This is a genomic window from Clostridium thailandense (assembly GCF_019207025.1).
In the GTDB taxonomy this organism is placed as follows: Bacteria; Bacillota; Clostridia; order Clostridiales; family Clostridiaceae; genus Clostridium_AM; species Clostridium_AM thailandense.
Window position 1 is genome coordinate 16,096 of the sequence record NZ_JAEEGC010000210.1, and the last position, 10,983, is coordinate 27,078.

Genomic DNA, 10,983 nt, shown 5'->3' on the forward strand with positions numbered 1-10,983 from the left:
ACATTTATGAAATGCTAAAGTAATCTGTGAGTAAGGAAAATTTTGTATTTAGTTGGGTGTAATGTTAAAAGAATTATTTGTAAGAGGTATTTATTAAATGAAAATTAATTTTTTAAATGTCAGGTTTTATAAAAATAAAAAGTTAATCTTATTGGGGATTACAATAATTATGCTGACATCATTTATATCATTTCTGTGGTGGAATAAAATCCAAACTATTTCGGCTCAAAAAGATTTTAATAGGTATATGGATGCATGGAATAAAAAAGAGTTTAAATTTATGTATAGTATGATAGACGAGGAGAGTAGCAAAAAGATTAGTGAAGCAGATTTTGTTAAGCGTTATACAAAGATTTGTAATGGAATCGAATTAAAAAAAGTTGATGTGAAAATTAAAAAGTTAGAGAAAAATAATGACCATAAAGGTACAGAAAATATTAATTTTGAAGTCACAATGGACACTGTAGCAGGTAAATTAACCTTCTTTAATACCGCTCAATTAAGGCAGGATAAAACATGGAAAATTGTATGGAGCAGCAAGATGATTTTTCCTGAACTTGGGGATGAAGATAAAGTACGTGTAGACACTGTGGATGCTAAAAGAGGTGAAATAAAGGATAGAAATGATAAAGTTTTGGCATTAGATGGCACAGCAGCCCAAATAGGTATTATACCAGGAAAGCTTGGTAATGATGCAGGCAAATCAAAGGAGGATGTTTCAAAAATACTGCAAGTTGCAGTAGAGGATATTAATAAAAAATTGTCAGCCTCATATGTAAAACAGGATATGTTTATTCCTATAAAGACCATATCAGAAGACGAAACAGAGAGAATTAATTCGCTTTTAAAAGTGCCAGGAGTAATGGTAAATAAAAAGAAAGCAAGGGTATATCCCTTAAAGGAAAAAGCAGCTCATTTAGTAGGATATATTCAAACAATAAATGCAGATGAAATGGAAAAAAATAAAGAAGAAGATTACAAAAAAAGTGATATAATAGGAAAAACTGGATTGGAAAAAATATATGAAAAAATACTTAGGGGAAAAGATGGATGTGAAATATATATAGTGGACAAAAGTGGTAAAAGAAAAAAGTCTTTGATTAGTAAAGCAAAGAAAGATGGTGAAGACTTAAAGTTAACTATAGATTCTGATATGCAGAGTCTTCTTTATGATGAATTAAGCAAAGACGCTGGAGCTGCAGTAGCAATGGATCCCAAAACTGGTGAAGTACTTGCGCTTGTTAGTACACCTTCCTATAATCCTAATGATTTTGTCATGGGAATATCAGAGGATTTATGGAAAAGTTTGAATGAAGATGAGAAAAAACCTCTGTATAACAGATTTCAAAGCAATTTGTGTCCTGGATCTGTTTTTAAGCCCGTAACTGCTGTAATAGGGCTTAAAACAAAGAAGATTGATGAAGAAGTTTCTAAGGATATTTCAGGACTTAAATGGCAGAAAAATAAGAGTTGGGGAAATTATTTCATTACGAGAGTTGAAGATTATGGACAACCAACAAACCTCATAAATGCTTTGGTTCATTCTGACAACATATATTTTGCACAGGCAGCATTAGATATTGGAAAGGATACTCTTCAAACAGAGCTTAAAGAGTTTGGTTTAGGTGAAAAGATTCCTTTTGAATATGCAATGTCTAAATCTCAGTTTGATGCAGATGGAGATATCAAAGATGAAATTCAGTTAGCAGATAGTGGATATGGTCAAGGTGAAATACTGCTGAACCCTCTTCATCTAGCAGTTATTTACAGTTCATTTGTTAACAATGGCAATATGATAAAACCATATCTTAAGTACAATGGAACTGGAAAAACTGAAATATGGAAGAGTAATGTTTTTTCAAAGGATGTGGCAAATACAATTTTAAAAGATTTAACTCAGGTTGTTGAAAATCCTGAAGGAACTGGCCATCAAGCTTATATTGAAGGCTTAAATTTAGCGGGAAAGACTGGAACTGCTGAAATAAAGCTTTCCCAGAATGATGTTAATGGCACTGAATTAGGGTGGTTTGCAGCAGTTAACACAGATAATCCTAAACTTCTTGTAATAACTATGGCTCAGGATGTAAAAGAAAAAGGTGGAAGTCATTATGTAGTTCCAATGGTGAGAAAAGTATTTGAAAGCTTTATCATTCACAAGTAGTCCAAGGGTGTAATAGGCACAACGATCAATGGGGTACAAGGCAAAACCAAAAGTTCGCCTTGTTATAGGCATGAGGACTTATTTCATATATTTAATCCAAATAAGTCCTCATGAAAATTATTTTTAAGTTGTTTGTTCAAATACTGCTCTTAAATTTTTAAGTTCTTCTCTAATTGCAATACTTTGAGGGCAGTGTTTTTCGCATTTTCCACACTGAACACAATTTGAAGGTTTTTCACTTTGAGCTATTCTAAAATCGTATGTAGCTTTTATTGCAGGCAGGTTATCCATCAAGAATGCATTATTATAAAGTGCAAAGTTTTTAGGTATATCCACACCCGCTGGACAAGGCATACAATATCTACAGCTTGTACAGTTAATTTTCATCTTTGCCTTGAAGGTTTTCTTTGCAAAATCCACCAAATCTAGTTCCTCTCCAGTTAATGAATTAGCTGTGCACTCACTTGCTGTATTTATATTATCCTCCACTTGGTCTAAATCATTCATGCCGCTTAGTACTACTGAAACCTCAGGATGATTCATTACCCATCTTAACGCCCACTGAGCAGGTGTTCTCTTTATAGGAGCTTTGTCCCAAGCCACTAATACATCCTTTGGCACTTTATTAGCAAGGGTTCCACCTTTTATTGGTTCCATAATGGCAATACCTAAGCCTTTACTTGCTGCATACTGTAATCCTTCTTTACCTGCCTGATAATTTTCATCTAAATAATTATATTGTATTTGGCAAAAGGACCAATCATAAAAATCAACGATATCTTTAAAAGTGTCAATATCATCATGGAAAGAAAAACCAGCGTGCTTAATTTTACCTTCTTTTATTGCTTTATCTAAGAATTCATTTATTCCTAAGCTTTTTAAATTTTTCCACGTATTTTTTTCTAATGAGTGTACTAAGTAAAAATCTATATGATCTGTTTCAAGACGGTTAAGCTGTTCATCTAAAAACCTATCCATATCTTCTCTCTTTTTAATTAACCAAGAAGGAAGTTTAGTAGCTATTTTAACCTTCTCTCTATAACCATCCTTTAAAGCCTTAGCCACGAAGGGCTCGCTTTCGCCGCCTTTATCAAATCCAGTTCCATGGTATGGATAAGCAGTATCAATATAATTTATCCCTCTATCTATAGCATTTCTTACTAATTCCATTGCTTTTTTTTCATCAATTTTAGCTGGATTATTATCAATAATAGGTAATCTCATACAGCCAAAACCTAATAGTGAAACCTCTTCATTTGTTTTACCAAATTTTCTATACAACATTTTTCCATCTCCTTTTTTAACTCACTTATTGACTATTCAGTCTACAAATTGCATTTAACCTGGTTTAAGTATTAACAAAAAATCCCATAGTCCTTATGACTAATACTCTAATAAAATTTCTTTGAAATATCCTAACCATGAATCTATACTACACCTTTGAGTGTACTCTAAGTCAACAGTTTTATAATAAATTTTTTACGTTTAAGTATATTTCACTGCATCTGATGTTCTTATACTTGGAAAGCATTCCATCATAGAGGAAAGCTTATCTTTGAGAGTTCCTTTATTTAAAATTGGTGCTTTCTGGTTACTTATCTTTCTGACGTTTGGAATTATATTACGCTTATTGCTTGGGGGTTTTGGATTATTTCTTGGGACAGCAATTCTTGGATTATCAATTTCTGTTGGCAATGTGATAATATCCAGTCTATTCAAACAGAAATTTCCCGAACGGATCGGTATGATGATATGTATTGAATTGTTTGATATTCATATTATTCATATTGTAATTTGTTCTCCTGATGTTAATGTGAAGGACACAGGAAGTACACATGAGAAAAATATAATAATCTTGTAACAAATAAACATATAAATGGAGGAAACAAAGGTTGAAAAAAACAATTTTAACATCACTACTTATAGCTGCAACGGTGTCTGCATTTAATGCTACAGCTTTTGCTGCTTACAGCAAGATCAGATGATGAAGTTAAAAGCAGGTTAAAGATTTGGGTAATTGAAAAAAATATTTTTATGTTCCTTAATTGCGAAGAAATTGATCTTCAAGTTTGTGCTGATAGACGAAGAATTGAACAAGTTATTACAAATATTTTAAGCAATTCTATAAGACACACTAATATTAATGGATATATTCAAATAAACGTTATAAGAAAGGCTGCAAATGCTTATATTTCTATTGAAAATAGTGGAGAGCACATTCCTCAAGAGGATTTAATCAGAATTTGAGAGAGATTTTATAGAGTTGAAAAGTCTAGAGGCAGAAAAACCGGAGGCACTGGACTTGGCCTTCCAATAGTGAAAAATATTCTTTTGTTACATGAAAGCGATTTTGGAGTAGAGAATATAGAAAATGGAGTTCGATTTTATTTTACTTTGAAGATTTAAAAGAAATAAGTTAGAATAAGTTACAATAGGCTCAAGACTCTTAAAATTGGGAATTTATTTAAGTAAAAATATATTGACATTATAATATATAAATGAAATAATAGAATTATAAATAATTATTATTAAATGATAAAAAATATCCTTAACAATTTATTATGAAAGGAGAATAATATGGAGAAATTGAGAAAAGTAGTTAAGATTACTAAAGGACAACCAGCTGTTGATGGTGCAGGTGTAAAGCTAGTTCGTGTAATTGGATATAATGACACTAAAGATTATGATCCATTTCTAATGTTAGATGCTTTTGACTCAGATAACTCTGAAGACTATATAAAAGGGTTTCCTTGGCATCCCCATAGAGGTATTGAAACAATAACTTATTTGATAAACGGTGATATTGAACACGGAGATAATCTTGGCAACAGCGGAAGCATTCTTGATGGAGAATGCCAATGGATGACGGCTGGTTCTGGTATTATTCATCAGGAAATGCCTAAGGCGAGCAGACGTATGTTAGGAGCTCAATTATGGTTGAACTTGCCTGCCAAAGATAAAATGACTGAACCAAGTTACGGAGATATAAAGTCTGAAAATGTACCAGTGATTAATGAAAGTGGAACAAAGATTCATGTACTTGCTGGAGAGTATCAAGGTCATAAAGGTGCTTTTGAGGGTAAATATATCAAAGCAACCTATTTGGATGTTGAATTAGCAGCTAATCAAGAATGGCATTTCATAAATAATGCTGAAAATACTTTGTTTGTCTATATTTTTGCTGGAAAAGCAATTTTTGATCCTGATAAAAGCATTGAGAATCCTAAAGATTTAGTTGAGGAAAAACAAGCTGTATTATTCAGCCACGACAGCAAGTTTTGGATTAAGGCGGCAAATGAAGGTGTGCGGTTTATTCTGTTATCCGCTAAACCATTGAAAGAGCCAATTGCCTGGGGTGGTCCGATAGTTATGAACACAAAGGAGGAGCTAGATTTAGCGTTCTTAGAGCTTGATAACAATACCTTTATAAAAAAAGTCAAATAAGATACCATAGTATGAAGAGGAAATTTGAATCAGCTGGGTGTTTAAACTCCAGCTGATTTTTAGTTGTTTAGAGAAAAATCAATCTCCAAACGCAACAAAAAATTGATTAAGATACTAGTAAATAAATTTTTTATCTATTCAAGGATTCTAAGTAATTATATCTATTAAATTGAACAAGTAAAAAATAAGTGTTAAGAGGAAAAAATATGACAAACTATAAAAGGTAGTGAGTGTTTATTATTTGAAATGATTCTTTCAAGTAAAAATACTATTTTGGGAAATTGGTAGAGTAGCTGCTTCAGGCGAATATACAGTTAGATTTTATAATGATAGGGAATAATCTAAATTTTATAAGAATGAAAAATATTTATTAATATTAAATTTAAAATGTTAATTTTTACATAAAGTTGTTGGTAAGTTTCTTTGATAGATATTAAATTGTACTCTCTTAAAGAGAATTTTTGCATTATCTTCCTGTTGCAGCTGCGACCATAGCTTGTACATTTTCCATCTTAGCATTATACGGAACACAGTAACCAGATCCCATAATAAATCCAGATCCCATATCCTTTACAAGCTTTGCACAATAGTCATATACTTCGTCAGGAGTACCAAGGGTAAGTAAAGCTAGAGGAGTATTACATTGTATAGCCATAATATCTCCTAGTACTTCTTTAACTTTATAAATATTCATGGTGCTATCGGGAGCAAAAATACATTTTCCTTTTGGAAAATCGCGGAAGAAGTTAAGATCTTTATCGTAGCCTCCATTAATATGCCATTGTACAATGGAACCTTCTTCGATTACCATATCTGCAATTGATTTATAGTATTTACCTATGATACGATCCCAATGTTTTTTAGAATAAAATTGGCTAGCATCACGTATTGTACTAACAAATACAGAAAAAGGTTTTGTAGATCGTATTTGTTGTCTCAAACTTTTGATATGGTACTCATGTATAACATCCAATACAGCAAAGACTTTATCAGGCATTTTGTGAAGATCTTTCACAAAGTTTTCTAATGTACGTCCAGTAATTAGATAGTCCACTTCAAATGATGAAAGTACAGTACAGCATGTAACAAATCCTTCCTTTTCAAATTTTTGCTGAGCTATTGAAAAATATTCTGGTTGCTTAAATGTTTTATTCATGTCTAAATTTAATCTGCTTTCAACATAGTCCGTGAAAAAATATTCAAAACCTTTGTTTAGAATAGTATCATAGTCTTCTTCTGTCATTAACCTCTTTTTATAAATCTGGTATAAGGTGTTTTCTTGAAGTTTAACACCTAAAAGTTGTTTTAGCTTTAATGAGAGAGCATGTGAAGTACAGAAGTCAATAGCATCCACGTCTCCTAGATGCTTTAAAGAATCAAGGATGGTTTGACTGGATAATTCAGCATTAGCACAAAACTCAGGTAGTTTTACGTCTATATTATTTGAATAGAAAGAGTCTGTTGTTATCAATACTGGAGTCCTGTCAGTTTTTTCTAATGCTATTGCTTTTTGCATTCTTCTTAAATGTTGATTATATGCTTCTTTAGCAGTTTTCAATTGAATACCTCCATGTTTTAAATCTAGTTTAAAAAGCCAATAAGTTACCAATTATTAGATATAAATAAAATGTAATTAATTTACTAAGGATAAAATACGCATTAACACCATAACCTATTCTTAATGCTTAATTATTAACATGGGATTTGCTAATTGGAATTCATTAATTTAGAGTTTATTAATAATACATATTTATCCTTAGTAAAGAGATGGGCATTAGTAGGGTGATTATATAAATTAAGTTAACTAGCTACCTAATTGAATATCACTAGTCTTGCTTAAATTAACTTCCTTTGTTTCTGGTGCCCAAGCAATTGACAGGATCAAACCGAATATTAGTGCACTATTCAATCCAAGCATCGTAGGTACCAAACCTAAGTAGTAAATGCCAACAGGCAGAAGATATGTTCCGACTGCAGCCCCCAATCTACTGATTGCGGTACACATACCTACCCCTTCCGAACGAAGTTCTGTTGGAAAAAGTTCAGGTGGATATACTCCAGTCAAATTACAAATTGCTGTCATCACAAAAGTAAAAATCAAAAAGCTTGTAACAGAAAGCATTAAATTGTGTGTAAAAGTAAGAATACCTAATGCTACGGCCATTATTGCATAAGAATAAATTGTAAATCCTCTACGGGTAAGTTTTACCGTTAACCAAAGACCAGCTAATCCACCTATTATAAGAACAAAATTTAATGCTAAGTCTACAGAATTACTCTCAGCTAATCCCATTTTTCCTAATATTAGTGGAAGAAAGGTGTATATGGCAAAGTACGGAATAACAAGTGTGCAAAAGAAAAGCCCACCAAAAGCTGTACGCTTCCAATTCTTTTTATTGAAAAGGTCTAAGTAACTGGATTTAGCTGTAATAACCTTTTCGTCCAGTACGACATTAGGACCAAAATACTTAACTATAATTTTATGAGCCTCTGCTGAACGCCCTTTGCTAATAAGCCACCTTGGAGATTCAGGAGTCCCTATTCTTAACAATAATACAAGTCCAGCAGGTATTGCAGCACTGGCAAGCATCCATCTCCATAAATCTGCAGAAGAACTTGATGTGCAAATGATTCCAATTATATTTGCAGCAACGTATCCAACTGTCCATACTACACTTAGAGCTCCAAGTAAAACACCTCTATGTTTTTTAGGAGCGAATTCAGCAAGCAGAGCCACTCCGACTGCGTAGTCTCCTCCCAAGGCAAAGCCTATGAGAATTCTCAAAAAGAATAGCTGAATAGGACTATTGACAAAAAGCTGAAGAGCAGAAGCAAATGTTATTACTACAAAGTTAAAAAGAAATATTTTTTGCCTACCTATGCGTCCTGCTATACCTCCTAGTATTATACTCCCCAAAAAAAGCCCCATTAAAGCTGAAGCTCCTAATAAGCCCATCCACTCAGGGCTAAGATAAATTTGTTTTGCCATGAGAACAATAGCGAAGCCAATAGTTCCAAGAGCGTAACCATCAGTAAAGTGCGCGCCAAAAGTGAGTGCAGTGATTTTTATGTGAAATTTATTAAGTGGAAGATCATCTAAATTAATCAGTTTAGTATTCATAAAATATTCCCCCATTCTTAGAAGTTTAAGTATTTCATTTTCTAGCAGCTGATGATTTCATAATTTTACTTTTCTTTTTAGTTTCTAATAGTTATTTATTTGTACAGGTTGATAATTCTATATCTTTCACATATGCTTTTTTAACTTGTATTAATCTATTCGTAAGTATGTACCTTTGGTATATATTTAAATAATAGAAGAATGAAACAATAGATAAAATATTATGGTCTGTTAAATGTGCAGGGAACTCCAACGACACATTTACCGCAAGTGTTCGTCCCTGCAAGTTCTTGTTTTGCATTCTCTAATGTATAAGAATTCCCATAACCAACATGAACTTTGGCATTTTCATCACACAGAGCATTACAAACGAAGCGACTATAGCCCTCTTTAGTCAACGCATTTGTTGGACAGCGTGATATGCAAGCTCCACAAGAACCATTTTTTTTGAACATACAATATTCTTCTGTGATAGGGGAATCTGGTTTAACATCTAAATTAGTAATCACTGTGCCTATGCGTCCACAACAGCCAGATTCTGTGATAAGCATATTGTTAATTCCAAAAGTACCAAGACCGCATAATCTTGCAACATGGCGCTGTGACCATCTGCTTTTTAATATAGATTCATCATATTGGAAAGCCTGTTGTGCAACTACAGCTTTGTATCCTTTTTCTTCAAGAAGTGAAATCAAGAACTGATTCAGTTCACCGAAGGCAGCATTTGTTTTCTCGTAAGCCATAGCCCAATCTTTAGAACTGAGTCGTTCTATTTTGTTTCCATTTACAATTTTTTCATTAAATGGGAAAAAGTAAGCGATAATAACATTTGCGTCTGGAAGAATTTCCTTAGGCAATACATGTTCTGGATGAACTAATTTGCGTAGTTTCTTCATATCTGGGTGGTTTGCATCTCCAAACCTAACCAAAGGTGTTCTCCAAATATCTGATATAAGTCCACCTATATCCTGTTTTTTTGCAAATTCAATAATGAACTCTGTAATATTCTGTTTCATAATAATCCCCCCCACAAATAATAAGCGATTAATTAAATTCTTTGATAATTTTATTAAAGCAAAGTTCATTCCAAAGCTATTTGTCATACTTAGTGCAAAAAAGTAAAAAATAATAATAGATACCATTCTTTGCTTTAATATTAGAATGTAATGTATAATAAAATTAAATTAATTGCAAACTTATAGGAAATTACTGTATATAGTCTTTATATCAAAAATAGTATCGTAGGATTTATTTAAAATATACCATGATAATTTAATTTATGGAAAGAATATTTTATTGATAAAATATGACCAGAAATTGTACAAACGTACAATTTCATTACATCCATAAATAGTACGAACATCAATTGTTTCGATTAAGACTCTTAACACTGAATCTCTAAATTTAGATTCAATGGTTCCTAAATAACAGGAATTAATATATGATTTAGTAAGGGGAGGGGAATACATTTATGAACAGAGAAAATCAAAAGTTGATTGATTTAGAGGGGGAATTATTAAAATTAAAGCTTACCGTTTGCGAATATGAGAAAAAAGAAAGTTTACTCCAGAATATATTAGAGCAAATTGATGAAGCAATATATGCGTATGATAGAGATGGCACATTGATTTATATGAATGGTGTAAGTGAAAAAATTGAAGGTCAAAAAAGAAATATGTTAATAGGAAAAAAAGAAACAGAAATTTGGGACACAAATTTAGCAGTACCAATACTTGAAGATAAAAACGCTATAGAAAATGAAAGAATGTATTACACAATTTCAAATGGTAAACGAATTCATATCACGCATAGTATGTATCCGTATTTTTATAATAATGAAATTATGGGATGCTTTTCTATTAATAAAGATGTAACGCAAATAGATGATATGTTGATGAACATATATGAACTTCATCAACAATTAAGAACTAGTAAAAGAACAGATATTCCGATTAATGGGACAAGATTTAGCTTGAATGATATTATAGGTGACAGTCAAATAATGAAAAAATGTATTGAAAATGCACATAAAGTTTCTAAGCATAAATCTAATATTTTAATATATGGAGAAACAGGTACAGGTAAAGAATTGTTTGCTCAAGGAATTCATAATGCTTCAAGTAATCATAAGGAACCGTTTATAGCGATAAATTGTTCAGCCATTCCTAGTAATTTATTGGAGAGTTTATTATTTGGAACAATAAAGGGATCGTTTACAGGGGCTTTGGAGACTAAGGGGTTATTTGAACAAGCTGAG

The 10,983-nt window shown here is 32.1% G+C and carries 7 protein-coding genes and 2 pseudogenes; 5 read left to right on the top strand and 4 right to left on the bottom strand.

Annotated elements, in window-relative coordinates; translation table 11 throughout:
* Window positions 1-97: 97 nt before the first annotated feature.
* A complete protein-coding gene (locus I6U48_RS28515) occupies window positions 98-2,161 on the top strand; it encodes a penicillin-binding transpeptidase domain-containing protein (RefSeq protein WP_218323902.1) in 2,064 nt (687 codons plus the stop codon).
* Window positions 2,162-2,284: 123 nt separating this feature from the next.
* Here I6U48_RS28515 and I6U48_RS28520 read toward each other — a convergent pair whose 3' ends face one another.
* Window positions 2,285-3,445 (bottom strand): aldo/keto reductase, encoded by a 1,161-nt coding sequence (locus tag I6U48_RS28520; protein WP_218323903.1) that lies wholly within the window; start codon window positions 3,443-3,445, stop codon window positions 2,285-2,287.
* Between the two features lie 301 nt (window positions 3,446-3,746).
* Here I6U48_RS28520 and I6U48_RS29950 point away from each other — a divergent pair.
* From I6U48_RS29950 to I6U48_RS28535, 3 genes and pseudogenes are all read left to right on the top strand, one after another.
* Window positions 3,747-3,911: pseudogene (locus I6U48_RS29950) on the top strand (MFS transporter); the annotation flags it as partial.
* A 284-nt stretch (window positions 3,912-4,195) separates the two neighbouring features.
* A pseudogene (locus I6U48_RS30420) lies at window positions 4,196-4,567 on the top strand (sensor histidine kinase).
* Between the two features lie 171 nt (window positions 4,568-4,738).
* A complete protein-coding gene (locus I6U48_RS28535; protein WP_218323906.1) occupies window positions 4,739-5,605 on the top strand; it encodes a pirin family protein in 867 nt (288 codons plus the stop codon).
* A gap of 466 nt (window positions 5,606-6,071) precedes the next feature.
* On the opposite strand, the gene I6U48_RS28540 is transcribed toward I6U48_RS28535, so the two are convergent.
* The 3 genes from I6U48_RS28540 to I6U48_RS28550 all read right to left on the bottom strand — a co-directional run bounded on the left by I6U48_RS28540 (window position 6,072) and on the right by I6U48_RS28550 (window position 9,742).
* Complete coding sequence (locus I6U48_RS28540) at window positions 6,072-7,163, bottom strand: uroporphyrinogen decarboxylase family protein (RefSeq protein ID WP_218323907.1); 1,092 nt, start codon at window positions 7,161-7,163, stop codon at window positions 6,072-6,074.
* A gap of 246 nt (window positions 7,164-7,409) precedes the next feature.
* A complete protein-coding gene (locus I6U48_RS28545; protein WP_218323908.1) occupies window positions 7,410-8,726 on the bottom strand; it encodes an MFS transporter in 1,317 nt (438 codons plus the stop codon).
* Window positions 8,727-8,947: 221 nt separating this feature from the next.
* Complete coding sequence (locus tag I6U48_RS28550; protein ID WP_218323909.1) at window positions 8,948-9,742, bottom strand: epoxyqueuosine reductase; 795 nt, start codon at window positions 9,740-9,742, stop codon at window positions 8,948-8,950.
* A gap of 455 nt (window positions 9,743-10,197) precedes the next feature.
* Here I6U48_RS28550 and I6U48_RS28555 point away from each other — a divergent pair.
* A partial coding sequence (locus tag I6U48_RS28555; protein ID WP_218323910.1) for a sigma 54-interacting transcriptional regulator occupies window positions 10,198-10,983 on the top strand: 786 nt, incomplete at its 3' end.

Coding starts and splice junctions, on each gene's coding strand:
- I6U48_RS28515 (WP_218323902.1), top strand. CDS start 98: ATGAAAATTAATTTTTTAAATGTCAGGTTTTATAAAAATAAAAAGTTA.
- I6U48_RS28550 (WP_218323909.1), bottom strand. CDS start 9,742: ATGAAACAGAATATTACAGAGTTCATTATTGAATTTGCAAAAAAACAG.
- I6U48_RS28520 (WP_218323903.1), bottom strand. CDS start 3,445: ATGTTGTATAGAAAATTTGGTAAAACAAATGAAGAGGTTTCACTATTA.
- I6U48_RS28535 (WP_218323906.1), top strand. CDS start 4,739: ATGGAGAAATTGAGAAAAGTAGTTAAGATTACTAAAGGACAACCAGCT.
- I6U48_RS28545 (WP_218323908.1), bottom strand. CDS start 8,726: ATGAATACTAAACTGATTAATTTAGATGATCTTCCACTTAATAAATTT.